Origin of the sequence: Arenimonas donghaensis DSM 18148 = HO3-R19, assembly GCF_000743535.1 — a bacterium.
Lineage (GTDB): Bacteria > Pseudomonadota > Gammaproteobacteria > Xanthomonadales > Xanthomonadaceae > Arenimonas > Arenimonas donghaensis.
On the sequence record NZ_AVCJ01000048.1, the window covers coordinates 20307 to 45016 of the forward strand.

The window sequence follows — 24710 nt, forward strand, 5'->3', positions numbered from 1 at the left end:
AATTGCCGCGAAGCTTGCGTGGGCGCCCTTGCAGCCCGGTTACCCGCAGGCGTCAGCCCGGTGACAGCCGTGGCCATGAAACAAAACAGGCCGGGCACCTGGCCCGGCCTGTCGGTGTTACCCGGTCGACGCAAATCAGCGCGCGGCGACCGCCTCGACGAAGTCAATTACCAGCGCGACGCGGCGGTTGGCCAGGCCGTCGTCGCCCCAGGCGCCGGGGCGGATCTGGCGGTTGTCGGCTTCGCCGTAGCTGACCGTGCGCACCTGGTCGGCGTCCAGGCCCTGGGAGACCAGGAAGTCGCGCACGGCGTCGGCACGGCGCTGGCCCAGGCGCTTGTTGTAGCTGGCCGAGCCGGCCGGGTCGGTGAAGCCTTCGACCGTGACCAGGACGCCTTCGTGATGCGCGGCCAGGGTCTTGGCGAAGTCGGCCAGCATCGGCTTGTCGGCTTCACGGACCTCGGCCTTGCCGTAGGCGAAGTGGGCGGTGGTTTCGACGTGCAGCCGGCCCTCAAACTGGGCGAAGCGGGCGTCGTAGTCGGCAAAGCGCTTCTCCAGCGTGGCCTGGATCTGGTCCAGGCGCTGGTCGTGGCGGGCGTCGTTGGCGCGCAGCTCGGCGATGGTGGCGTCGTACTCGTCGCGCTTGACGTAGCTGGCACAGCCCACAAGACCGGCTACGACAAAAGCGGCGACCAGGGGGCGCAGGCCGCGGGTAAGGGTTCGGACAGGGGTTCGCATGCGGGGTATTCCTCATGTGGCCGGGGGTGGCAGACCCGACCCTACCCCCCTCCCCCGCCAGGGCCAAGCCCGGGGCTTAACGCTGCGGAAACGGCGCGGCCGGCAGGATGCACCCCGGGGCCAGAGCATGTATCATCTCGCCCCTTCATCCATCCTTTCATCGCAATCAAAGGATATAAGCCCGAATGTCCAGCTACCTCTTCACCTCCGAGTCGGTTTCCGAAGGCCACCCGGACAAGCTCGCCGACCAGATTTCCGATGCCGTGCTGGACGCGATCCTGACCCAGGACCCGCATGCCCGCGTTGCCTGCGAAACTCTGGTGAAGACGGGCGCCGCGATCGTCGCCGGCGAGATCACCACCACCGCCTGGGTGGACATCGAGGACCTGACCCGCAAGGTCATCAACGACATCGGCTACGACAACTCGAACGTCGGCTTCGACGGCCACACCTGCGCCATCGTCAACATGATCGGCAAGCAGTCGCCGCACATCGCCCAGGGCGTGGACCGCAAGAAGCCTGAGGAACAGGGCGCCGGCGACCAGGGCCTGATGTTCGGCTACGCCTGCAACGAGGCGCCGGAATACATGCCGGCCCCGATCTATTATGCCCACCGGCTGGTCGAACAGCAGGCCAAGGTGCGCAAGTCCGGCAAGCTCAAGTGGCTGCGCCCGGACGCCAAGAGCCAGGTGACCCTGCGCTACGACGGCAACAAGATCGTCGGCCTCGACGCCGTCGTGCTTTCGACCCAGCACGAGCCGGGCGTGAAGCAGAAGGACCTGGTGGCGGGCGTGATGAAGCACATCCTCGAGCCGGTGCTGCCCAAGGCGTGGCTCAAGGCGCTGCCGAAGTCGAAGATCCACATCAACCCGACCGGCAAGTTCGAGATCGGCGGCCCGGTGGGCGACGCCGGCCTGACCGGCCGCAAGATCATCGTCGACACCTACGGCGGCATGGCCCGCCACGGCGGCGGCGCGTTCAGCGGCAAGGACCCGTCCAAGGTCGACCGTTCGGCCGCCTACGCCGCGCGTTACGTCGCCAAGAACGTGGTCGCCGCCGGCCTGGCCGACAAGTGCGAAGTGCAGGTGTCCTACGCGATTGGCGTGGCCGAGCCGACCTCCATCTCGGTCACCACCTTCGGCACCGGCAAGATCAGCGACGAGAAGATCGAGAAGCTGATCCGCCAGCACTTCGACCTGCGCCCCTACGGCATCATGAAGATGCTCGACCTGCTGCACCCGATCTACCGCCTCACCGCGGCCTACGGCCACTTCGGCCGCAAGCCCAAGCAGATCACCTACACCGACGCCAAGGGCAAGAAGCACACCGCCACGGCGTTCTCGTGGGAGAAGACCGACAAGGCCGAAGGCCTGCGCAAGGCCGCCGGCCTCAAGAAGTAACCGGCATCCCTGTAGGAGCGCCTTCAGGCGCGAATCTTGTGACCAAAACGGGCCGCGAAAGCGGCCCGTTTTCATGCCAGAACCGGCTGCATTCATCCCCCCATCGCGAGACAACGATATAATGCCGGCCGGCCCCCCGGGGCCCACCCCGCCGAGGGGCGCTGCAAGCCCGGCCCCGCAAGGGGGCAAGGGATCAGGCTCGGCGAAGGTTCCCGTACAACCGCGCCCGTTAACTTTGAGACGAGCCTTCGGGGCTGAAGCCCCTCCCACAGGGGTTGCCCTGGGCCTCTCGATAACGACGGAGCTTCAACCCATGAACGCTGTCACTCCCCTCAAGCACGACTTCAAGGTCGCCGACCTGTCCCTGGCCGATTGGGGCCGCAAGGAAATCGACATCGCCGAGCACGAGATGCCGGGCCTGATGTCCATCCGCCGCAAGTACGCCAAGGACGCCCCGCTCAAGGGCGTTCGGGTCACCGGCTCGCTGCACATGACCATCCAGACGGCCGTGCTGATCGAAACCCTCAAGGACATCGGCGCCGACGTGCGCTGGGCGTCCTGCAACATCTTCTCCACCCAGGACCACGCCGCGGCGGCCATCGCCCAGACCGGCACCCCGGTGTTCGCCTGGAAGGGCGAGACCCTGGAAGAGTATTGGGACTGCACCCTCGACGCCCTGTCCTTCCCGGACGGCAAGGGCGGTTTCCTCGGCCCGCAGATGGTCGTGGACGATGGCGGCGACGTCACCCTGCTCATCCACAAGGGCTACGAGCTCGAGAAGGGCGACGACAGCTGGGTCAACACCAAGGGCGCCAGCCACGAAGAGCAGGTGATCAAGAACCTGCTCAAGCGCGTCGCCCGCGAGCGCCCGGGTTTCTGGACCACCGTGGTCAAGGACTGGAAGGGTGTTTCCGAAGAAACCACCACTGGCGTACACCGCCTCTACCAGCTGGCCGAAGCCGGCAAGCTGCTGGTGCCGGCCATCAACGTCAACGACTCGGTCACCAAGTCCAAGTTCGACAACCTCTACGGCTGCCGCGAGTCGCTGGCCGACGGCCTCAAGCGCGCGATGGACGTGATGCTGGCCGGCAAGGTGGCCGTGGTCTGCGGTTACGGCGACGTCGGCAAGGGTTCGGCCCATTCGCTGCGCGCCTACGGTGCCCGCGTGGTGGTCACCGAGATCGATCCGATCTGCGCCCTGCAGGCGTCCATGGAAGGCTTCGAGGTCAACACCGTTGAATCGACCCTGGGCCGTGGCGACATCTACGTCACCACTACCGGCAACAAGGACGTGCTGACGCTCGAGCACATGAAGGCCATGAAGGACCAGGCCATCGTCTGCAACATCGGCCACTTCGACAACGAAATCCAGGTGGATGCGCTGTACAACTCGGGCGCCAAGAAGACCAACATCAAGCCGCAGGTCGACAAGTTCACCTTCGACAACGGCAACTCGATCTTCCTGCTGGCCGAAGGCCGCCTGGTGAACCTGGGCTGCGCCACCGGCCACCCCAGCTTCGTCATGTCCAACTCCTTCGCCAACCAGACCCTGGCCCAGATCGAGCTGTGGGCGAACAAGGAAAGCTACGAGCCGAAGGTCTACATCCTGCCCAAGAAGCTGGACGAGGAGGTGGCGCGTCTGCACCTTGAGAAGATCGGCGTGAAGCTGACCACCCTGACCACCGAACAGGCGGAATACCTGGGCGTGGCCAAGGAAGGGCCGTACAAGCCGGAGCATTACCGCTACTAAGGGATTCGCGCCTGAAGGCGCTCCTACAGAGTGGAACGGACGGGCGCCTCGGGGCGCCCGTTCTTTTTGGGCGGCCGCACGGCCTGTGAATGTAGGTTTTGCCGTCTTCCTTCGTGGAGCGACCTGTTCCTACGTATGAGGCACCTAACGAGGCCAGTGCAAGCGACCAGCAGCAGTTCCGCCGTTCCATGTGGAATGGCCGGTTGCCTGAACCCGGCGTTGCCGTCCATCTCCCGAAGAAGGATCCGCGCATGAAAACCGCTTGTCTTGCCATGGCCATCGCCCTGGCTACTACCCCGTTCGGATCCGCGCAGTCCCTGGCCGCCGAGCCCCGCTACGCCACCGGCAATCCCGCCGACTGGCCAGCTGAACTGGACGCGGTCGTCGCGGCCCCGGACAACCACGAAGTCCTGCTGGAAAACGACACCGTGCGCGTGCTTTCGGTGACGCTCGCCCCGGGCGAGGTGGAGCCGCTGCATTCGCACCGCTGGCCCAGCGTGCTGCACATCCAGTCGGCCGGGCATTTCACCGACCACGATGCCAAGGGCCAACTGATCTTCGATTCGCGGCAGGCGCCGGCGCCAATGAAGCTGCCGCTGACGATGTGGAAGGGCCCGGAGGCGCCGCACTCGCCCACCAACCTCAGCGAAGACGTCACCATCCGCTTGCTGCGGGTCGAGGTGAAACACCCGGCGCCGCCGCGCCTGCAGAACGCCGGCAGCTTCCCGCAGGACGGTTCGCTGGTGCGCCCGGAAGACGGCGTCATCCTCGCCGACGGGCGATTGCTGGTGGCCGACCAGGCCCATGGCCTGGTGTCGCTGGATACCCAGGGCAAGAAGCAGCCCTTCGGGCGGTTCGCTGAAGCCGGCTACCGGCACGCACCGCCGGCGCATGCCGCCGGGCCCAACGGCGTGGCCCTGGAGCCCGACGGCGTGCACGTGCTGGTGGCCGATATCTTCACCGGCGCGATCTGGCGCGTGGACACGCGCAACCAGGACGTCACCCGCGCCTACCAGCACGAGTTCGGCGTCAATGCCGCCCGCCGCGACAGCACGGGCGCCCTCTGGTTCACCCAGTCCACCCGCAACCAGCCACCGGATTCGGAAGCGCGCATGTTCGCGGCGGTCAACGAAGCGCCCCGGGATGGCGCGCTGTTCCGCATCGCGCCGGCCACCTCAGGCAGCGCGCCGGTGGCCGAACTCAAGGCCTCGGACCTGAACTTCGCCAATGGCCTGGCCATCGACGAGGCCGCGGACCAGATCTATGTCGCCGAAACCATGGGCAACCGCATCATCCACTTCCCGCTCTCGGCCGCCACGGGCGAGCTGGGTGAACGCCGGGTGCTGGCCAGCCTGCGCACCCCGGACAACATCGAACTCGACGGCAGGGGTCGCCTGTGGGTCGCGTCGCCCGTGGGCAATGCCCTCTACGTCGTGGATACCCAGTCCGGGGAATGGACCACCGCCTTTCACCCGCAGGCCGAGGCCTATGCCCGGATGATGGTGGAATGGGAACGCCGCACGGATCTTGGCGAACCCCGCCTGCCCTTGTTCGGGCCCGACATGTGGTCGTCGATGCCTGGCCTGGTGACCGGGATGATCCTTTCTCCCGACGGCCAGCCGGCCTATGTGACCGGCCTGGGCAACGCGCTCGTCAAGCTCGAGGCAGCAGGCACGCCGACGCCCTGACCAGCACAGGCCCCTGGCCGCGACCGGGGCTCAGCGTCCCGCGCGGCCGGGGCGCACCCGGGTGGCCTGCATGTCGTTGCCACCCTGCCGGAACAGCAGGCCGCGCACCTGGCCGTCGTCGTCGCGCTGGAACAGGAAACTGGCGTCGATGACCTTGGCGAAAAACTCGTTGTCGCTGCGGGCGAACACCGGGAACGCCTCCTGCCCCTCACCCGAGGCCAGCAGCGACAGGCCCTGCCCCTGCACGGTGACGGTGATCGAAAAGTTGGCGAAGGCATATTCACCCGCGTACTCGGCCAGCACGTCGGCGGCGACGGCGACACCGTTGATCGATTCCATGCCCGCGATGTAATGCCCGGCGATGGCATCAATGAAGGTTTCCGGCGAGGCACCCATCAGGTTGGTCAGCACGACGATCGCCAGGTCGTCTTCGGGATAGACCAGCAGCGCGGCCCGGTTGCCGCCCACCAGGGCCACGGCCGGGTGGTCGGCGCGGTCAACCACCTGCCAACCCACCGCGTAGCCATTGATGAAACGGCTGAAGCCGGCGGTGTTGCCATCGGCCAGCCGGGCCGGGGTCCACAGCAGCTCCAAACTCCCTGGCTGCGCGAACACGTCGCCGGCCTGCAGGGCCATCACCCACTGCGCCAGCTCGGTGGCGCTGGAGCTCATGCCCGCGGCCAGGCGCAGGCTGGGCGGGAACTCGGAATAGACCGTGCTCAGGTCGCCGGTGATGTCGTAGGTATAACCCCGCGCCTGCCCCGGCACCACGCCCTGGAAATGCGCGAATCCCGCCGCTTCGGTGCGGGGCATGGCCGCCTTGCGCAGCTGGTTTTCAACGATGAAATCGGTGAACGGCTGGCCGGCGACGTTCTGGATCAGTTTTCCGATCAGCAGGTAATTGGTCTGGTTGTAGCGGAACCGGGTATTGGCCGGGAATTCCAGCGGCTCCAGCTGGACGGCTTGCCACGCGGCCTCGGCCCCGGCGATCGGGATGAAGTAGCCGGCTTCGCCCATGATGTCGGGCAGGCCGGAGGTATGGCTCAACAACTGCTGCACTGTGATCGGCCTCCAGGGGGCGGGCAGGTCCGACACGTAATCGCCGATGGGGCCGGCAAGATCAACCTTGCCCTGCTCCACCAGCTGCATCACCGCCACGCCGGCAAAGCCCTTGGTCATCGAGTTGATGGTGAACACCGTGTCGTCGTGCACGGCCACCGAATCCTGCAGGTTGGCCACGCCGTAGCTCGCCGACTTGACCAGCTTGCCGTTCTTCACCACCGCCAGCTGTAGTCCGGGAATGCGATGGACGGCCATCATCGTGGCCATCAGCTCGTCCACGTCGTCGGCCTGCACGTGGCCGACGGCGAGCGACAGAACGCAGGCCGCAAGCCAGCGGCAGGCTCGTCCGTTGCCCGCTTGCGATGTCGCCTGGTTACCCGGTTTCATGGCTTTGCACCTTCCCTGGCGAGGTTCGCCGTTCGATGCCCAGCATACCCAGTCCAAGCCGGGCCACCCCGTGCCGCAAGACACCGCCAGGCCAGGCGGCATCCCGGGCCGCGTGTTAGCGTTGCCCCTGGCTTGGCGTACGGCGAAGGCATGGGCTCACCCCTGAAAACCGTCGGCATCGACCGCGGCGACAAGGTCACTCGGCTGGAAGCCTTCGTGGACGCGTCATTCGCGTTCGCGCTGACGCTGCTGGTGATCTCGGTGGACGCCGTGCCGGCCAGCGTTGAAGAACTGACGGTGGCCCTGAAGCAGATCCCCACCTACGTGCTCAGCTTCAACCTGATCGCACAGTTCTGGTCAACGCACGCCCGGTGGAGTCGCTGGTTCGGCATCGACGAGGAGGTCTCGGACCGCATCAGCCTGTTCCTGGTGCTGGTGCTTTTGATCTTCGTGTACCCGCTGAAGATGGTGTTCAGCGCGTTCTTCCACGCCATCAGTGGCGGCTGGTTGCCGGCCAGTTTCACGCTGCAGGCCGACACCGACCTGTTGCTGATGTTCCAGGTTTTCGCCGTGGGCTACGGCACGATGGCGATGCTGGTGGCCATGTTGTTCGGTCGCGCCTTGCGCCTGGCCGACAAGCTCGGTCTTTCCGCGCTCGAGCGCCTGCTTGCCCGCCACCATCGCAGCAACTGGTGGGTCGTGGCGGGTTTCTGCGGGCTGTCCTTCCTGCTCGCCACTTTCATGCCACCGGCCCTGCAAACGGGGCAGTGGCTGGGCCTGCCGGGCTACATCCTGTTCTCGCTGTTCGTATTCCAGTTCGTGCGTTGGCGGGTGTTCAAGCGCCAGGTGGCCCGGCTGCCGACCGGCTAACGCCAGTTGGCGTGGGTGTCCCAGAAGGCGACGGCGCGCTTGTAGGCCGCGCGATCGATCGGCACCCCGCTGCCGCCCTCCTCCACGCCCAGCGCGTTGCGCAGCATGGTGATCGGCACCATCGGGATTTCGGCCGGCTCCATCGTGTACAGGCAGCCGACGATGCCCCAGTCGGCGTCGATGGCGGTGCCCTCCTTCGCCAGCTGATCGCGGTCGTAGAGGATGGGCACCAGGCAATTGGCCACCGGTGGCTCCAGGCCTTCGAACCAGCGCACCAGCACCGGCAGTTCGGCCGGCGTGCGGGCCTCGTAGGCGCTGCGCAGCTGGTGGCGGTTGTCCGGGGTGATGGGGATGGCCGAGCAGCGGGTCGAGGTCCAGTTGCGGTGCACGTGCAGCTGGCAGAAGGGTGCGTAACCGGGCAACACGACCTCGGGCGCCTCGCGGTTGAGGTGCTCGACGAAGGCCTCGGCCGTGATGTCCTGGATGGCGGTGCGGCGGCCGTCGCCGGGGAACAGGCGGCGGCGGGCGAAGTCGGTCATGGCGATGGTCATGGGTGGCACCCGTTCAAGAGGGCCACAGGGTAACGGCTGCCGGAGCGGCCCGCATTTCGCGTTCCCCTGGGGACGCCCGAAGGAAAGCCCCGCCATGAACGTCGCGCATACCCTGCTCCTGCCCCTGCTGTTGCTCGCAAGCCCCGTCTTCGGCGCCGCCGGTGCCGAACCGGTGATCGACATGCATGCCCATGCCTTCGCGCTGGAAGTGCCGCCGGGCACGGGTGCCTGTGCCGGCGACCAGGGCATGCCGGCACCCACCCTGGACCCCCGCGACGAGTTCAGCCCCGACCTCCTGGGCGGTTGCGAACAGTCGATGCCGGCGCCCGCCGACGATGCGGCGCTGATGCACGAATCCCTGGCCGCGTTCCGCCGGCACAACGTCCGCCGCGCCGTCATCGAAGGCAGTGTCGAAAACGTCGCCACCTGGCGCGCCCAGGCCCCCGGGCTGTACCTGCCCGGCGTCGGCTTCGGCAAGCGCCAGGACCTGACCATCGAGGAGCTGCGCGCCCTGCACGCCGCCGGCCAGCTCGCCGTGCTGGGCGAGGGCTATCTCCAGTACCGCGGCCATCCCCCCACCGACGAACGCTATGCCCCCTACTTCGCCTTGGCCGAGGAGCTGGACATCCCGGTGGGCCTGCACCTGGGGGAAGGGCCGCCTGCAGGCGCCCGCTTCCCCGGCTACGAGACCTACCGGGTAGCGATGGGGTCACCGCTGCTGCTCGAACCCGTGCTGCGCAAGCACCCGCGCATGCGCCTCTACGTCATGCACTACGGCTCCCCGCTGGTGGATGAAATGATCGCGATGATGTTCACCTATCCGCAGCTGTACGTAGACGTTTCGAGCAACGTCGCGTTCCTGCCGCGTGCGCAGTTCCATGACCACCTCAAGCGCCTGGTCGACGCAGGCATGGGCAAGCGCATCCTGTTCGGCAGCGACCTGATGTACTGGCCGGGCGCCATCGGCGCGTCCATCGATTCGATCAACCAGGCGCCGTTCCTGAGCCAGACGCAGAAGCGCGACATCCTCTACAACAACGCAGCACGCTTCCTGCGCCTGACCCCGGAAGAAATCGCCGCCGACCATGCGCCGTTACCGGACGGGGAATAATACTTCACATTCATCCGGATGAAAGGATATAGTCGGCCGCAGGCCCGCCCGAACCTGCGTCCATGACCGCCATCAGCCTCGAGTTCTACCCGCCCAAGAACGACGACCAACGCGCCCAGCTCGAGCGCACGGTGCGCAAGCTCAAGCCGCGCTCGCCCGAGTTCGTGTCGGTCACCTTCGGCGCCGGCGGCTCGACGCTCAGCTACACCCCCGAAACCGTGCGTGGGCTGCGCGCCCACCATGGCCTGGACGCCGTGCCGCACCTGAGCTGCGTGGGCGGCACCCGCGCCGAGCTCGGCGAACTGCTCGACACCTACAAGGCCATGGGCTGCACCCGCATCGTCGCCCTGCGCGGCGACCTGCCCTCGGGCATGGCCCGGGCCGGCGAGTTCCGCTACGCCGCCGACCTGGTGGCCTTCATCCGGGAGACCCACGGCGACCACTTCCGCATCGAAGTGGGCTGCTACCCGGAAACCCACCCCCAGGCCGAGTGCGCCCTGTCGGACCTGCGCAACTTCAAGGCCAAGGTCGCGGCCGGCGCCGATTCGGCCATCACCCAGTATTTCTTCAACGCCGACGCTTATTTCCGCTTCGTCGAGGACATGCGCGCCGGCGGCATCGACATCCCGATCATCCCGGGCATCATGCCGATCTCTAATTTCAGCCAGCTGCGCCGCTTCTCCGAAGCCTGCGGCGCGGAAATCCCGCGCTGGATGGCCAAGCGCATGCAGGCCTACGGGGACGACGCCGACAGCATCCGCGAATTCGCCGCCGATGCCGTGGCCGCGATGTGCCGGCGCCTGGTCGAGGGCGGCGCACCCGAACTGCACTTCTATACGCTGAACCTGGCCCGGCCGACCGAAGCCGTGCTGTCGCGCCTGGGCTGAGTTTGGCGCTAGGCTGCGCGGCATGCCCCGCATCGCGCCGCTGCTGCTGCTTGCCGCCCTGCTGTTCGCGCCGTTGGACGCGGCGGCGCAGACCGTATTCCGCTGCGTCGGCCCGGACGGCCGCAGCGTGTACAGCGACCAGCCCTGCCAGTCCCTCGGGGCCGTCGAACGCCAGGCCCCGACCCGTCCGGCCGCGGTCTCGGCCCAGGGTTTCACGACCGGCACCGGCACCGTGGCGCCGGGCTGCGCCCGCAGCCTCGATGCGCTGCTGCTGGGCGTGCGCGGCGCGCTCGAAGCCCGCGACGTCAATCGCCTGGCCACCCACTACCACTGGGCTGGCACCAGCGCGCGGGGCGGCCGCTACCTGATGGACGAACTCGAGCGCATCGCTGCCCGCCCGCTGATGGCCATCGACTTCGTTTTCCCGCAGCCGCCCGCGGCCCTGCCCGAGGGCTTCGACTTCGGTCCCGGCGCCGCCTCGCAGCCGCAGACGGCCGTGCCGGAGGCGCTCCCCGCCAACCCGGCGGAGGCAAGCCCGACGACGAGACCGCGCCGCCCCGAGGCCCTGCGCATCGAACAGGCCAGCAGCGCCACCGACCCCGGCGCCGTGCGCACCGATTTCCTGCTCCGTCGCCATGCCGGCTGCTGGTGGATCGAGCTATAGCGCACACACCGGGCCAGGGCGGCACGGCTAGAATGCCGGCTTCGCCCAGGAGCCCGCCCATGAACTACCCCGAACACATCTGGCACAACGGCCACATCAAGCCCTGGGCCGAGGCCACGGTGCACGTCATGGCGCACGGCCTGCACTACGGCAGTTCGGTGTTCGAAGGCATCCGCAGCTACGCCACGCCGCAGGGCCAGGCCATCTTCCGGCTTACCGAGCACCTGAAGCGTCTTTACGCCTCGGCGAAGATCTACGACATGGCGGTGCCCTACGACCTCGACACCCTGGCCCAGGGCTGCCGCGACGTCATCCGCGCCAACGGCCTGGAAAAGGCCTACCTTCGCCCGATCGCCTACCGCGGCCTGGGTGGCTTCGGCCTGTCGGCGGAAACGCCGGTGGACGTGGCCATCGCCGCCTGGCACATGGGCCCCTACCTGGGCCCGGAAGTGCTTGAAACCGGCATCGACGCCTGCGTCTCGAGCTGGCAGCGCTTCGCGCCCAACACCATCCCGGCCGGCGCCAAGGCCGGCGGCAACTACCTCAACGGCCAGCTGGTCGCGCGCGAGGCGCGGCGGCTCGGCTTCGGCGAAGGCATCGCCCTGGCCTCGACCGGCCTGCTCAGCGAGGGCGCGGGCGAAAACCTGTTCCTGGTCTTCGACGGCGCGCTGCACACCACGCCGGTCAGCGCGGCGCTGCTCAATGGCATCACCCGCAATTCGCTGATGACCCTGGCGCGCGACGCCGGCCTGGACGTGGTCGAGCGCGACATGCCGCGCGAGTACCTCTACCTGTGCGACGAGCTCTTCATGTGCGGCACCGCCGCCGAGATCACGCCCATCCGCAGCGTCGACGGCCGCCCGGTCGGCAACGGCAAACCGGGCCCGGTCACGCGGCGCATCCAGGACCTGTTCTTCGGCCTCTTCGACGGCGCCACGCCCGACAAACACGGCTGGCTCGAGAAGGTCTGAGGCCCCTGTGGGAGGGACTTCAGTCCCGAAGCTTCTGGCTCAAAGAGCTTCGGGACTGAAGTCCCTCCCACAATGGGATTAGTCGTCGGTGAAGCGCAGGATGGCGACGGCGCCCCGTTCCGGGCGCGGCGCGATGCTCACTTCCCAGCCATAGAGTTCGCACAGGCGACGCACGATGGACAGGCCGATGCCGCCGCCGACGGTGCCGCCGGCGCCTGAACCGCGATAGCCCCGCTCGAACAGGCGCGCGGCGTCTTCCTCGCTCAGGCCCGGGCCGGTGTCCTCGATGCGCACCTGGTGGGCTTCCACCACCAGGCGCACTTCACCCTCGGCGGTGTATTTGCAGGCATTGCCCAGCAGGTTGCCGATGGCGACCGCCAGCACCGCCTCGGGCGCTTCGACCATGGCGTGCTCGTCGCCCTCGCACAGCACTTCCAGCGGCTTGCCGCCGAGCTGGGTGCGGGCGGCGTCGGCCAGCTGCTGGCACAGCTTCACCAGGGGCGTATGGCCGGTGCCGCGCTCGTTGCGCGACAGCATCAGCAGGGCGGTGGTGAGGTCGGTGCATTGCTGGGCGGCACGCTCGATGCGAAGCAGCCGCTGGCGCATCTTGTCGGGCAGGTCGGGATTGGCCAGCAGCAACTCGGCGGCGCCGCTGATCACCGCCAGCGGCGTGCGCAGTTCGTGGCTGACGTCGGAATTGAATTCGCGGTCGCGCTTGACCATGGTGGTCATGCGCTCGGCATAGTCGTCCAGGGCGGCGGCCAGTTGCCCGACCTCGTCCTCGGCGAAATGCGGCGCCAGCTTCTCGGGTCGTTCCCGGCCAGCCAGGCCTTCCAGCCGTCGGGCCAGCTCGGTCACCGGGCTGATGACCCGCTTGGACGACCAGACCCCGATCACCAGCGACAGCACCGAGAACAGCGCCACCACGCCCACCAGGGCGTAGGTGAGCTGCTGCTGGCTGGTGCGTTCCTGGGAGATGTCGTAGGTCAGGAAGAACCAGTGTTCGTCGTCCTTCTTGACCGCCAGCTTGTAGGTCCGGGTCCGGCCGCGAGGGTCGGTGTCGGTGATTTCGTGCACGCCCTCGGGCAGGTCGCGCCAATTGAAGGGCACGTTGCCGAACCGACGCTTGCTGTAGACGATGCCCCAGATCTTCTCGAACGGCAGTCCCAGGGCGCCATCGGGATTTTCATAGAATTGATCGGCGTAGTCGCCGACGTTTTCGTACAAGGCCTCGCCGATCAGCTGGTCCTCGAGCTGCTCGCGCAGCAGCACCGTCGCCACGGCGAACAGGCCCGTCAGCCCGAAGCCGAGCAGGAAGAAGGACAGGATGATCCGGCTGCGGAGTCTCCGCCGGTAGCGCATGGCCTAGCCCGCGTCGGGATCGGCGATGCGGTAACCGATGCCGTGCCGGGTCTGGATGAGCGCCTTCTCGAACGGCTTGTCCACGGCGGCCCGCAGGCCGTGGATGTGCACGCGCAGCGAATCCGAATCGGGAAGTTCTTCGCCCCAGACGCGGGTCTCGAGCTCCTGGCGGGTCACCACCGACGGCGACGATTCCATCAGCGCCTGCAGGATCTTGAGCGCCGTCGGGTTGAGCTGCAGCAGCTTGCCGCCGCGGCGCACTTCCAGCGTGTCGAGGTTGTATTCGAGGTCGGCGACGTTGAGCACGCGCGGCTGCGCGGCCTTGCCACGCCTGGCCAGCACGGCCAGGCGGGCTTCGACTTCCTGCAGCGCGAAGGGTTTGACCAGGTAGTCGTCGGCGCCTGAATCAAAACCCTCGAGCTTGTTGTCCAGCGAGTCCCGGGCCGTGAGCATCAGCACCGGGGTCTGCTTGCGGCCTTCCTGGCGCAGTTTGCGGCAAACCTCCAGGCCGTCCATGCCCGGGAGGTTCAGGTCCAGGACGATGGCATCGAAGTCGTTGACGACCGCGAGGTGCAGGCCGGTGACGCCGTCGGCGGCGTAGTCGACCGTGTGGCCGCGGTCCTCGAGGTAATCCCCGAGGTTGGCGGCGATGTCGCGGTTGTCTTCAACGACCAGGATGCGCATGGGTCAGTTGTTCGCCGGACCGATGCCGTTCTGGATGTTGCGCTGCAGGTGGTCCTGGTCGGCTTCCATGCGGCGTCGACGCTCGGCGACGGTCTGGCACTTGGTCACGCGGCGGTGGCTGCCGGTCGGGCGGCTGTGGTCGCAGACCAGGCGGCTGTCGGCCTTGGCCTGGGTCAGGATGGTGTTGATGCGTTCCTGTTCGTTGAAAACGGTGACCTTGGCCGGCTCGGCCAGCTCGGCCACCGAATCCACGCCTTCGAGTTCACGGGAAATGCGGTCGAGCGCTTCGCGCACTTCGGCGCGGTCGCGGTTGTTGATTTCCGCGTAGGTCTTGCCGTCGGCGAGGTCTTCCTCGATCTCGGCGCGCTGTTCGGCGAAGTCACCCTCGGCAAGCGCCAACTGGGACTCCTGGGCGGCGAATGCAAAGGTCGGCACGGCGGCCAGCAGGAAGGCAATCAGGGTCTTCTTCATCGAGGGGTCTCCTAGGGCAGGGTCTTATCGGGGGTTGAACGTTTGATTCTTACCACACGTCAAGGCCATGTAAACAGCCGAAGGTCCTGATTCGCGGGCAAAGAAAGGCCCGGGAGGCGCCTTGGCGACTGACCCGGGCCGAAAGGTTGCTTACTGCCCCGATTGCCGTAAATCCATCGATGCCGCTCTGACGAGGAGGACCACTGGTTTACCGGCCGAGCAAGCCTAGGCGCGAGGGTATTAAGGACTCGTTAAATCCGCTTCACGCTTTGGTTAATCCGCGGGTCCGCCGACGGGGGGTGCGGCTCGGCCTCAGGACCCCGCCCGCCGTGAACTCGACGATGGCGCCGGCCACGTCCACGCCGGAGGCGGCTTCGATGCCCTCCAGGCCCGGGGATGAGTTCACTTCGAGCACCAATGGGCCGGAATTCGACCTCAGTAGATCGACGCCTGCAACGCCGAGCCCCATCACCCGGGCCGCCCGCAGGGCGGTGTCGATTTCGGCCTCGGTCAGCTCCACCGGGCTGGCGCTGCCCCCCCGGTGAAGGTTGGACCGGAACTCGCCCTCCCCGGCCTGGCGGCGCATGGCCGCAACCACCCGGTCGCCCACGACGAAACAGCGCAGGTCGGCGCCCTTGGCTTCGGCCACGAACTCCTGCACCAGGAAGTTGGCGTACAGGCCGCGGAAGGCTTCGATGACGCCGCGCGATGCGCTGGTCGTTTCGGCCAGGATGACGCCGTTGCCCTGGGTGCCTTCGTTGAGCTTGATCACGTGCGGGGGCTTGCCCAGCATGCCCATCAGGTCGGTGGTGTCGTCGGGGTTGTCGCCGAACACCGTCAGCGGCAGCCCCAGGCCCTCGCCGGCCAGCATCTGGTGGCAGCGCAGCTTGTCGCGGGCGCGCAGGATGGCGTCGGACGGATTGGGGCTGTAGGCACCCATCAATTCGAACTGGCGCAGCACCGCGGTGCCGTAGAAGCTGACCGAGGCGCCGATGCGCGGCACCACCGCGTCGATGCCGGCCAGCTCCTTGCCCTTGTAGCGCATCTGGAAACGCCCGGGCGCGATGGACATGTAACAGCGCAGCGGGTCGAGCACGCGCACGACGTGGCCCCGCTCGCGGGCGGCCTCGGCGAGGCGCTGGGTGGAGTAGAGCTTGGCGTTGCGCGACAGGATGGCGAATTTCACTGGGGGGGTACCGGGGCGTGTTCGCCCTGCAGGAAGGAGGCGGCGGGATCGACCACGAAGCGGCCGGCGAGCGCGGTGCGCCCCAGCAGCATCGGGAAGAGCATGTTGCGGCGCTGGGCCAGGTTCACCTCGGCCAGCCAGTCCAGGCCGGCCAGGTGCAGACGGGTCCGTATGAAGATGCGTTCGCTGCGGTGGCCGCCCGAGTCGGTGACCTTGCGGCGCTCGAGCACGCGCGCTTCGGCCTGTGCCTGGGGCGCGTGGTAGCGGCCGGTATCGAGCACGAAGCGCACCCATTCGACGCCATCGCGTTCGAAGCTTTCCTGGGACTCGACGTGCAGCGACGAGCTGCGCGCCCCCGTGTCGACCTTGGCCCGGACGGCGGTGATGCCCAGATCGGGCAGCGCCAGCCATTCGCGCCAGCCAAGCGGCAGCGATTTCGGCACGGCGTCCTCCAGGCGGGGCGAGGGCCCCAAGCGGACGATGGCGGCGCGCGGCCGGCATCGTGGGTGGAGCGGGTGATGGGAATCGAACCCACGTTAGCAGCTTGGGAAGCTGCAGTTCTACCATTGAACTACACCCGCGTTCGGCCGCGATTATGCCGGTGGCCCCGGGCACCCGCAATGCGCGCCGGCAGTCGCGGCGGACGATACAATCGGCGCATGCACATCATGCTCAATGGCCAGTCAACGCAAGTCGCCGAAGCCATGACCGTCGCCGGCCTGCTCGAACACACCGGCCTGGCCGGTCGCAAGGTGGCGGTCGAGGTCAACCAGGAGGTCGTGCCGCGCAGTCGCCACGCCGACCACCCGCTGGCCGAGGGCGATCGGGTCGAGATCATCCACGCCATCGGCGGCGGGTGAGATTTCCCTGAACATCATCTTAAAAAAGGGTTAACCCGCCCGGCAAAAGCGGCCATAATCAGGGGCATGACCCGCGAACACGACTCCCGGCCCGCCGATCCGCTGGTGATCGCCGGCAAGACCTACCGCTCCCGCCTGCTGACGGGCACCGGCAAGTTCGCCGACCTCGAGCAAACCCGCCTGGCCACCGAGGCCGCCGGTGCACAAATCGTCACCGTCGCCATCCGCCGCAGCAACATCGGCCAGAACCCGGGCGAACCCAACCTGCTCGAAGTCCTGCCGCTCGACCGCTACACGCTCCTGCCCAACACCGCCGGTTGTTACACCGCCGACGACGCCGTGCGCACCTGCCGGCTCGCGCGCGAACTGCTCGACGGCCACAAGCTGGTGAAGCTTGAAGTGCTGGGCGACCCCAAGACGCTCTACCCCGACGTCGTGCAAACCCTGGCCGCCGCCGAGATCCTGGTGGCCGACGGTTTCGACGTGATGGTCTACACCTCCGACGACCCCATCCTGGCCAAGCGCCTTGAAGAAATCGGCTGCGTGGCGGTGATGCCGCTGGCGGCGCCGATCGGTTCCGGCCTGGGCGTGCAGAACCGCTGGTCCATCCTTGAAATCGTCGACAACGCCAAGGTGCCCGTGCTGGTGGACGCCGGCGTCGGCACCGCGTCCGACGCCGCCATCGCCATGGAACTGGGCTGCGACGGCGTGCTGATGAACACCGCCATCGCCGGCGCCAGGGACCCGGTGCTGATGGCCAGCGCCATGCGCAAGGCGGTGGAAGCCGGACGCGAGGCCTTCCTGGCCGGCCGCATTCCGAAAAAGCGCAACGCCAGCGCCTCCTCGCCGCTGGACGGGCACTTCTTGTAAGGATGGGCGGGCGCATGACCGGAACCAACGACGACAGCGCCCCGGACCCGACCGCGCGGCATCGCCCCATCCGCAGCTTCGTGCTGCGCCAGGGCCGGCAGACCGAAGCGCAGAAGCGCGCCTTCGACCTGCACTGGCCCGGCTACGGGCTGGACTATCGCGGCCAGCGCCGCGACTTCGACGCCGATTTCGGCCGCCAGGCGCCGCGCGTGGTCGAGATCGGCTTCGGCAACGGCGAGCAGCTGCTGTTTTCCTGCGAACGCGAACCCGACCGCGACTTCATCGGCATCGAAGTGCACGGGCCCGGCGTCGGCCGCCTGCTCAACGCCGCCGCGGCCGCGGGGCTGCACAACCTGCGTATCTACCAGCATGACGCCGTCGAAGTCCTTCGCGACGAAGTGGCGCCGGACTCACTGGACGAGGTGCGCATCTACTTTCCCGACCCCTGGCACAAGAAGCGCCACAACAAGCGGCGCCTGGTGCAGCCGCCCTTCGTCGACCTGCTCTGCCAGCGGCTGCGGCCCGGCGGCCTGCTGCACATCGCCACGGACTGGGAGAACTACGCGCAGCACCTGTGGGAAGTACTGGACGCCGAACCGCGCCTGCGCAACCGCGCCGGGCCCGGCGGCACGACGCCACGCCCCGACTGGCGGCGGCAGACGCATTTCGAGACCCGCGGCCTGAAGCTGGGCCACGACGTCTGGGACCTGCTCTACGACCGCTGCTGAGGACGCCGCCCACGCATGGACACCAGCCTGACCCTGACCCGCGACATGATGCTCGTGCTGGGGCTGGTCGGCTTCACCATCGTGATGTTCATGATCGAACGCATCCGCGCCGACGCCACCGCCCTGGTGGTGCTGGTGCTGCTGGGCCTCACCGGCCTGGTGCCGGCCAGCCAGCTGTTCGACGGTTTCTCGGGCAACGCGGTCATGGCGGTCATCGCCACCATGATCCTGGGCGCGGGCCTGGACCGCACCGGTGCGCTCAACCGGCTGGCGGTCTGGCTGCTGCGCATGTCCAAGGGCATGGAGGAGCGGTTGATCCTCTACACCTCGGCCATGGCCGGCCTGATGTCGGGCTTCATGCAGAACCCGTCGGTGATGGCGCTGTTCCTGCCCGTGGCATCGCGCCTCTCGGGCCGCACCGGCCTAAGCCTCTCGCGCCTGCTGCTGCCGATCGCGGCGGCGATCGTCATGGGCGGCGGCCTCACCATGATCGGCAGTTCGCCGCTGATGCTGCTCAACGACCTGCTGCTGGTCGCCAACCGAAACCTGCCCTCGGGCGTGGCCACGCTCGAACCGCTGGAGATGTTCGCGCCGCTGCCGGTCGGCCTGGCGCTGCTGCTGGCCGCCCTGGGCTACTGGCGCTGGCTCGGCAAGCGCTGGTTCGCCAAGTCCGAGGACAAGGGCGTCGCCCCCAGCCGCACGCAGAGTTATTTCGCCCGCGCCTACGGCATCGACGGTGACGTTTTCGAGCTGACCGTCACCGCCGAAAGCCCCCTGGTCGGCATGAGCGTGGGCGAGGCGGAAGCGCAGCGCGACGCGCCGCTGCTGCTGGCCCTGCTCAGCGGCAACGAGGCCCGGCTGGCACCGCCGGCCGACCAGATGATCTGGGTCGGCAGCGTGCTGGGTGTCATGGGCCCGCGCGAAGCCATCCAGGACTACGCCCAGAAGAACCTGCTGCGCATGTCGGCGCGGTTGCGGCATTTTTCCGACCTGTTCAACCCCAGCCGGTCGGGCATTTCCGAAGCGGTGATCCCGCCGACGTCCAGCTTCCTGGGCAAATCGCAGTCGCAGCTGCAACTGCGCAAGCGCTTCGGCATCAGCCTGCTGGCGATCAACCGCGACGGCCAGGTCTGGCGCGAGGACATCCGCAAGATGGACCTCAAGGCCGGCGACATGCTGGTCTTCCACAGCATCTGGACCGACCTGGCGCAGGCCAGCGAAAGCCGTGATTTCGTCGTGGTCACCGACTACCCCAAGGGCGAACAGCGTCCGCAGAAACTGTGGTGGGCGCTGGCGGTCTTCGTGGGCGCGATGGCATTGGCGCTGTCGACCCTGGTGCCGGTGCCGGTGGCGCTGATGACCGGCGCGGCGGCGATGATGCTGGTGGGCGTGCTGAACATGGACGAGGCCTATGCCGCGGTCAGCTGGAAGACCGTGTTCCTGATGGCCTGCCTGATCCCGCTGGGCTGGGCCATGGACTCCACCGGCGCCGCGGCCTGGATCGCCCAGCAGATCCTGGAACGCATCGGCAGCGACGTACCCATCTGGGTGCTTGAAGCCGCCTTCGGGCTGCTGGCGACGGCCTTCGCCCTGGTCATCGGCAACGTCGGCGCCACCGTCGTGGTGGTGCCCATGGCCATCAACGTGGCGCTGGCCGCGGGCGGCAACCCGATGGCCTTCGCGCTGGTGGTGGCGCTGTCGGCGTCGAACAACTTCCTCAGCGTTTCCAACCCGGTGCTGGCGATGGTGTCGGGACCGGCCGGCTACCGCGCCAAGGACCTGTGGCGCACGGGTGCGCCGCTCACCCTGGTCTACCTGGCCATCGTGCTGCTGATGGTCAACCTGATGTTCTAGCCGGCCGCGGCCACGACCACGGCCACCGGCACCAGCGAAGCGCCGACGCAGGGACCCGCCACGCATTGACCCTGCTCAAGTTCGAAGCTGGCGCCGTGCGCGGCGCAGACCAGCCGGCCCTTGTCGACCAGGAACTTGCCCGGCGCCCAGTCCAGGCGACGGCCGGCATGGGGACAGACGTTCAGCCAGGCCTTGACGTCTTCGCCGCGCCGCAGCACGACAAGCGATTGGCGTTCCCCGTCCAGCCCGACCTCGGTTTCGGACAGGCCTTCGGGTGGCCAGTCGGCCAGCTCGATTAACGAACCACTTACACTTTCCACGCAGCCCCTCGCCATACTTCCCGTCCCCGAGTTTGCCACGGCGACGCATGAGCTTCTTCTTCCACCGCGTTTTCAGCTACTGCCCTTCCAAGCCCCGTCACCCGCTGATGCGCGTGCTGGTCGGCCTGCTGGGCCTGGCCTTGCTGCTGGTGCTGGTCGCCTTCGGCCTGGTGATCGGCCTGGGCATGCTGCTGTTCGCCGCCGCGCGCCGCCTGTTCGTCGCCACCCGCCGCCCGGCGCCCAAGCCGGCCGCCGACGTGATCGAAGGCGAGTACACCCGCGTGCGCGACCCGCACACGCCGCTGCACCTGCGCTGACGCGGTATCCTTGTGGGAGGGACTTCAGTCCCGAAATGCTTCGGGACTGAAGTCCCTCCCACAAGAAGCCACCTTGCCGTGAACGATACCGTCATCCCCCTCCCCGCCCCTACCTTGCTGCCCGTGCGGGGCGGCGGCGACTTCCCCGTGCGGCGCATCTACTGCGTCGGCCGCAACTTCGCCGACCATGCCGCGGAAATGGGCGCCAGCGTCGACCGCGGCAATCCCGTGTTCTTCCACAAACCCGCCGACGCCATCGTCGCCGGTGGCGGCGACGTGCCCTACCCGCCGGGCACGACCGACCTGCACCACGAAGTCGAACTGGTGGTGGCCCTGGGCCGCGACGCCGACGGCGTGGTCGCGGTGGACGGCGCGCTCGAGCTGGTCTTCGGCTACGGCGTCGGCCTGGACCTGACCCGTCGCGACCTGCAGGCACGTGCCAAGGCCAAGGGCCTGCCCTGGGACACCGCCAAGGGATTCGACCACTCCGCCCCCGCCAGCGAACTGGTGCCGGCGGGCTCGGCCGGCGACCTGGGCCAGCGGCTGCTCTGGCTCGACGTCAACGGCGAACGGCGCCAGCAGGCGACGCTGGGCAGCATGGTCTTTTCGGTCGCCGAGGTGATCAACGAACTCTCGCGGCTGTATGCGCTCAAGGCCGGCGACCTGGTCTTCATGGGCACGCCCGCCGGCGTCGCCGCGCTGCGGCAGGGCGATCGCTTCCGCGCCGGGATCGAAAACCTGGTCGAGTTCGAGGGCCGTATCACCTGATGCGCCGTCCGGTGTAGATTCACTGTCGAACCCGAAACCACCGACGGAGAATCCGCATGGGAATGGCCAAGGAATTCAAAGAGTTCGCGCTGCGTGGCAATGTCGTCGACCTGGCGGTCGGCGTGGTCATCGGCGCCGCATTCGGCAAGATCGTCTCGTCCCTGGTCAATGACATCGTCATGCCGGCCCTGGGCTATTTCATCGGCGGCGTTGACTTCGGCGACCTCGCCTATGAACTCAAGGCGGCCACCGTGGATGCCGCGGGCACCGAAATCCCTGCGGTCCTGGTCAAATACGGCGCCTTCATCCAGACCGTGGTGGACTTCGTGATCATCGCCCTGGCGATCTTCGTCGCGATCAAGGCGATGAACTCGCTCAAGCGCAAGGAAGCGGCGTCGCCCGAACCGCCGCCGGCGCCCAGCGAAGAAGTGAAACTGCTCACCGAGATCCGCGACAGCCTCAAGTCGCGCTGATCCCAACTGAACTATCCCGACGCCGGCCCCCGGGGCCGGCGTCGCCATGATGGAGAAACCGGATGCGATTGACCCGAACACTGCTCGCCCTGTCCCTGCTGGCCACCGCGCCGGCGTTCGCCGCCACGGGCCTGGATGCCGGGGACATCGCCGCGGCCGAAGGCCTGCGCGAGCGTGCGATGCGCGGCAGCGAAGCCTGGAACGTGGTCGAATCACTGACCACCGAAGTCGGCCCGCGCCTGGCCGGCACGCCGGCCGACGCGCTGGCCGTCGAGTGGGCCGAGGCCAAGCTCAAGGCCATGGGCTTCGACCGGGTCTATCGGGAACCGGTGACCTTCCCGGTATGGCTGCGCCACCATGAGCGCGCCGAAGTGCTGGCGCCCTACCCGCAGCCGCTGGTGGTGACCGCCCTGGGCGGCAGCGTCGGCACCGGCGACACGCCCCTGGACGCCGAAGTGGTCGCCTTCGCCTCGCTTGATGCGCTCAAGGCGGCCCCTGAAGGCAGCCTCGAGGGCAAGATCGCCCTGATCACCTACCGCATGGTGCGCTTCAAGGACGGCCGCGGTTATGGCCCCGCCGTCGGCGCCCGCAGCAATGGCGCGGTCGAGGCCGCGCGCAAGGGCGCGGTGGCGGTGCTGATCCGCTCGGTCGGCACCAGCTCCGACCGCTTCGCCCACACCGGCACCATGCGCTACGTCGCCGACGTACCGCGCATCCCCGCGGCCGCCCTCTCCAATCCCGACGCCGACCTGCTTGAACACATGCTGGCGCGCGGCAAGCCGGTGCGCCTGCGCCTGGACATCGCCGCGGAGACGGTGGCCGACTACACCTCGCACAACGTCATAGGCGAGATCCGCGGCCGCGACCTGCCCGACGAAGTCGTCACCATCGGCGGCCATCTCGACTCCTGGGACCTGGGCACCGGTGCCATCGACGACGGGGCCGGCATCGCCATCACCTTCGCCGCCGGTGCGCTGATCGGCCAGCTCGAGCAGGCACCGCGCCGCACCGTGCGGGTGATCGCCTACGCCAACGAAGAACAGGGTCTGTACGGCGGCAAGGCCTATGCCGAAGCGCGCGCCGCCGCCGGCGAAGTCGGCGACCACCAGCTCGGTGCCGAAAGCGACTTCGGTGCCGGCCGCGTGTACGCCCTGCGCGCAGGCGTGGACCCGGCTGCCTGGCCGGTGATCGAAAAAATCGGCGAAGTGCTGGCGCCGCTGGGCGTGGCCACCGAACGCACGGGCGGCAGCCCGGGCCCGGACGTCGGCCCGATCGTGGCCAAGGGCGCGCCCTGGGCCCAGCTGGCCCAGGATGGCATCGACTACTTCGACTACCACCACACGGCCAACGACACCCTGGACAAGATCGACCCGCGCGCCCTCGACCAGCAGGTGGCGGCCTACGCAGTGCTCGCCTACCTGGCCGCGGAAACCGACGTCGACTTCGGCAGCCTGCCGGTCAAGACCGAATAAGGGTCGGGCCTAGTCCAGCAGCTCCGACCCGAGCACTTTCGAGGGTCGCCCGATGAGCCGGGCGGCCTCTTCGCGCAGGTCCTCGCGGGAGACTTCACGCAGCGGCAGGACGGCGCGAACGAGGTCGTCGAGGCTGCGCTTGCCCTTGCTGGCCTTGCGGATCTCGGCGTCGAGTTCACGCAGCAGCTGTACGCCGCGGGCGGTGCGCGGCCCGTACGAGCGGTTCGAAGTCAGCGAGGTCACCTGCCGGCTATGCCGGGCCATCCATTCCTGGGCCTTGTCGGCACGTGCCGGGCTGAGCAGGCCGGCGCGGCGCATCAGCTCGATCGAGTAGTACTCGGCCACCGCCTCGGTGATCCAGTCGTCGCCGTCGGCGCCGCGCAGGCGGGTGAAGACGTGGGTCAGCTCGTGCACCAGGGTGCTCGTGCCGTTTTCGCTGATCACCGGCCGGTCGGCGTGCAGGTACAGCGAACGCGGCCCGGACAGCCCACCCCGCCACATCGGGTCGCCGGCGCTGACGATCAGGACCTTCAGCGGCAGCTTGCCGTAGAGGGCCTCGAACTCGGGCACCAGCACGTTGAAGAAGGCCAGCATGTCGTTGCGCCGGACTTCGTCGCCCTTGGGGCCGGCGACGCTGATCTCGATGTTGTCGAACTGTTCGCGCCGGGTGCCGACGTCGCCCGCGATGATCCACCCGGTCGGGCGGTCGAAATTGCGTTCGGGGTTGACCACCACGAAGGATTTGCCGTCGCGGCTGCGCTTGAACGGCGTGTCGACGTTGGTCCAGCCCTTGGGCAGCTGGAAGCGCAGGCGGGCGCGCGAGTCGGCACCCTTGGTCGCCAGCACCGTGGCGGGCGGGACCAGGTCGTCGCCGCGCATCAGCACCCAGTCGTCGGTGATGCGGGCGTCGTAGCCACCGTCGCGACGCTTGTGGTCGATGTGGTGCAGGAAACGCAGGCGGGCCGGCTCGCCGCGTGGCGGCAGCCAGGTCACCAGGTCGCCCTTGCGGGTGACCTCGCCGTCGCCGCGGATGTTCGAATAGCGGTCCTCGGGCATGCGCAGGCGCAGCCGCCGGACCTCGCCGGTGCCCGGCGTGAGCCGGATGCTGACGTCGGCCTGGCCCTTGGCGGGCAGGAAGCGCACCAGGTAATCGACCTTGTATTCGGTTCGCTCGGCCAGGGCGATCGAGGGCAGCAGCAACAGGGCCAGGGCCAGGACGCGCAGGCGCGAAATGCAGGACAGGATCATTTTCATCCGCCGGATTATGCC

General features: G+C 68.0%; 26 protein-coding genes, 1 tRNA gene and 1 riboswitch. Of the genes, 16 read left to right on the plus strand and 11 right to left on the minus strand.

All coding sequences use genetic code 11. The features are described from left to right. Positions 1 to 135: 135 nt before the first annotated feature. Complete coding sequence (locus N788_RS11695; protein WP_034225303.1) at positions 136 to 735, minus strand: OmpA family protein; 600 nt, start codon at positions 733 to 735, stop codon at positions 136 to 138. Between the two features lie 185 nt (positions 736 to 920). On the opposite strand from N788_RS11695, the gene metK reads away from it, so the two are divergent. The 3 genes from metK (at position 921) to N788_RS14065 (ending at position 5573) form a co-directional block, all read left to right on the plus strand. Beyond that, the gene (gene metK / locus N788_RS11700; RefSeq protein WP_034225305.1) at positions 921 to 2135 is read left to right on the plus strand and encodes a methionine adenosyltransferase; all 1215 of its coding nucleotides are present in this window, start codon (positions 921 to 923) and stop codon (positions 2133 to 2135) included. A gap of 147 nt (positions 2136 to 2282) precedes the next feature. Then, a riboswitch (S-adenosyl-L-homocysteine riboswitch) is annotated at positions 2283 to 2370 on the plus strand. Positions 2371 to 2448: 78 nt separating this feature from the next. Next, a complete protein-coding gene (gene ahcY / locus N788_RS11705; RefSeq protein ID WP_034225306.1) occupies positions 2449 to 3885 on the plus strand; it encodes an adenosylhomocysteinase in 1437 nt (478 codons plus the stop codon). Positions 3886 to 4136: 251 nt separating this feature from the next. Further along, positions 4137 to 5573 (plus strand): SMP-30/gluconolactonase/LRE family protein, encoded by a 1437-nt coding sequence (locus tag N788_RS14065; protein ID WP_152560476.1) that lies wholly within the window; start codon positions 4137 to 4139, stop codon positions 5571 to 5573. A 30-nt stretch (positions 5574 to 5603) separates the two neighbouring features. Here the strand turns inward: N788_RS14065 and N788_RS11715 are convergent, their stop codons facing one another. After that, a complete protein-coding gene (locus tag N788_RS11715) occupies positions 5604 to 7022 on the minus strand; it encodes a serine hydrolase domain-containing protein (protein ID WP_160171926.1) in 1419 nt (472 codons plus the stop codon). 150 nt (positions 7023 to 7172) lie between these two features. Here N788_RS11715 and N788_RS11720 point away from each other — a divergent pair, with 150 nt between their 5' ends. Then, entirely contained in the window at positions 7173 to 7892 is a 720-nt protein-coding gene (locus N788_RS11720; protein WP_160171927.1) for a TMEM175 family protein, read from the plus strand. On the opposite strand, the gene N788_RS11725 is transcribed toward N788_RS11720, so the two are convergent. Then, positions 7889 to 8443: a DUF3228 family protein gene (locus N788_RS11725; protein ID WP_034225307.1), complete on the minus strand. Its 555-nt coding sequence runs from the start codon at positions 8441 to 8443 to the stop codon at positions 7889 to 7891. The genes N788_RS11720 and N788_RS11725 overlap by 4 nt on opposite strands. Positions 8444 to 8537: 94 nt before the next feature. Between N788_RS11725 and N788_RS11730 the strand changes: the two genes are divergently transcribed. The 4 genes from N788_RS11730 to N788_RS11745 all read left to right on the plus strand — a co-directional run bounded on the left by N788_RS11730 (position 8538) and on the right by N788_RS11745 (position 12076). Continuing rightward, on the plus strand, positions 8538 to 9554 hold the full coding sequence (locus tag N788_RS11730) for an amidohydrolase family protein (RefSeq protein ID WP_051924615.1): 1017 nt from the start codon (positions 8538 to 8540) through the stop codon (positions 9552 to 9554). 62 nt (positions 9555 to 9616) lie between these two features. Further along, positions 9617 to 10441, plus strand: a complete 825-nt coding sequence (gene metF, locus N788_RS11735) for a methylenetetrahydrofolate reductase [NAD(P)H] (protein WP_034225308.1) — start codon at positions 9617 to 9619, stop codon at positions 10439 to 10441. A gap of 22 nt (positions 10442 to 10463) precedes the next feature. After that, a complete protein-coding gene (locus N788_RS14070) occupies positions 10464 to 11105 on the plus strand; it encodes a DUF4124 domain-containing protein (protein ID WP_051924616.1) in 642 nt (213 codons plus the stop codon). A 59-nt stretch (positions 11106 to 11164) separates the two neighbouring features. Further along, positions 11165 to 12076, plus strand: a complete 912-nt coding sequence (locus N788_RS11745; RefSeq protein ID WP_034225309.1) for a branched-chain amino acid transaminase — start codon at positions 11165 to 11167, stop codon at positions 12074 to 12076. 78 nt (positions 12077 to 12154) lie between these two features. Here the strand turns inward: N788_RS11745 and N788_RS11750 are convergent, their stop codons facing one another. The 6 genes from N788_RS11750 to N788_RS11775 form a co-directional block, all read right to left on the minus strand. Continuing rightward, a complete protein-coding gene (locus N788_RS11750) occupies positions 12155 to 13438 on the minus strand; it encodes a sensor histidine kinase (RefSeq protein ID WP_034225310.1) in 1284 nt (427 codons plus the stop codon). A 3-nt stretch (positions 13439 to 13441) separates the two neighbouring features. Further along, positions 13442 to 14122: a response regulator transcription factor gene (locus N788_RS11755; RefSeq protein ID WP_034225311.1), complete on the minus strand. Its 681-nt coding sequence runs from the start codon at positions 14120 to 14122 to the stop codon at positions 13442 to 13444. Positions 14123 to 14125: 3 nt separating this feature from the next. Next, positions 14126 to 14593: a hypothetical protein gene (locus N788_RS11760; protein WP_034225312.1), complete on the minus strand. Its 468-nt coding sequence runs from the start codon at positions 14591 to 14593 to the stop codon at positions 14126 to 14128. Between the two features lie 262 nt (positions 14594 to 14855). Continuing rightward, complete coding sequence (gene rimK, locus N788_RS11765) at positions 14856 to 15779, minus strand: 30S ribosomal protein S6--L-glutamate ligase (protein WP_034225313.1); 924 nt, start codon at positions 15777 to 15779, stop codon at positions 14856 to 14858. Continuing rightward, on the minus strand, positions 15776 to 16222 hold the full coding sequence (locus tag N788_RS11770; RefSeq protein WP_034225431.1) for an ATP-dependent zinc protease family protein: 447 nt from the start codon (positions 16220 to 16222) through the stop codon (positions 15776 to 15778). Before N788_RS11770 ends, rimK begins: the two co-directional genes overlap by 4 nt. Positions 16223 to 16286: 64 nt before the next feature. Beyond that, a tRNA-Gly gene (locus N788_RS11775) sits at positions 16287 to 16360 on the minus strand. A 78-nt stretch (positions 16361 to 16438) separates the two neighbouring features. Between N788_RS11775 and thiS the strand changes: the two genes are divergently transcribed. From thiS to N788_RS11795, 4 genes are all read left to right on the plus strand, one after another. After that, positions 16439 to 16639 carry a sulfur carrier protein ThiS gene (gene thiS / locus N788_RS11780; protein ID WP_034225315.1) on the plus strand — a complete coding sequence of 67 codons (201 nt, stop codon included), beginning with the start codon at positions 16439 to 16441 and terminating at the stop codon, positions 16637 to 16639. Between the two features lie 66 nt (positions 16640 to 16705). Next, positions 16706 to 17509, plus strand: coding sequence for a thiazole synthase (locus N788_RS11785; protein ID WP_034225317.1), 804 nt, complete (start codon positions 16706 to 16708; stop codon positions 17507 to 17509). Positions 17510 to 17523: 14 nt separating this feature from the next. Continuing rightward, a complete protein-coding gene (gene trmB / locus N788_RS11790) occupies positions 17524 to 18237 on the plus strand; it encodes a tRNA (guanosine(46)-N7)-methyltransferase TrmB (protein ID WP_034225319.1) in 714 nt (237 codons plus the stop codon). 15 nt (positions 18238 to 18252) lie between these two features. Next, positions 18253 to 20091: an SLC13 family permease gene (locus N788_RS11795; RefSeq protein ID WP_034225321.1), complete on the plus strand. Its 1839-nt coding sequence runs from the start codon at positions 18253 to 18255 to the stop codon at positions 20089 to 20091. Here the strand turns inward: N788_RS11795 and N788_RS11800 are convergent. After that, positions 20088 to 20426 carry a Rieske (2Fe-2S) protein gene (locus tag N788_RS11800; protein ID WP_084696031.1) on the minus strand — a complete coding sequence of 113 codons (339 nt, stop codon included), beginning with the start codon at positions 20424 to 20426 and terminating at the stop codon, positions 20088 to 20090. The two genes, N788_RS11795 and N788_RS11800, sit on opposite strands and share 4 nt — an antisense overlap. A 32-nt stretch (positions 20427 to 20458) precedes the next feature. Between N788_RS11800 and N788_RS11805 the strand changes: the two genes are divergently transcribed. The 4 genes from N788_RS11805 (at position 20459) to N788_RS11820 (ending at position 23441) form a co-directional block, all read left to right on the plus strand. Further along, positions 20459 to 20728 (plus strand): hypothetical protein, encoded by a 270-nt coding sequence (locus N788_RS11805; protein ID WP_034225323.1) that lies wholly within the window; start codon positions 20459 to 20461, stop codon positions 20726 to 20728. Between the two features lie 78 nt (positions 20729 to 20806). Continuing rightward, positions 20807 to 21496 (plus strand): fumarylacetoacetate hydrolase family protein, encoded by a 690-nt coding sequence (locus N788_RS11810; protein ID WP_051924618.1) that lies wholly within the window; start codon positions 20807 to 20809, stop codon positions 21494 to 21496. A 56-nt stretch (positions 21497 to 21552) separates the two neighbouring features. After that, complete coding sequence (gene mscL / locus N788_RS11815) at positions 21553 to 21969, plus strand: large-conductance mechanosensitive channel protein MscL (RefSeq protein WP_034225325.1); 417 nt, start codon at positions 21553 to 21555, stop codon at positions 21967 to 21969. A 62-nt stretch (positions 21970 to 22031) separates the two neighbouring features. After that, entirely contained in the window at positions 22032 to 23441 is a 1410-nt protein-coding gene (locus N788_RS11820; protein WP_034225328.1) for a M28 family peptidase, read from the plus strand. Positions 23442 to 23450: 9 nt separating this feature from the next. Here the strand turns inward: N788_RS11820 and N788_RS11825 are convergent, their stop codons facing one another. Further along, a complete protein-coding gene (locus tag N788_RS11825) occupies positions 23451 to 24695 on the minus strand; it encodes a M61 metallopeptidase family protein (protein ID WP_211250724.1) in 1245 nt (414 codons plus the stop codon). Between the last annotated feature and the right edge of the window lie 15 nt (positions 24696 to 24710).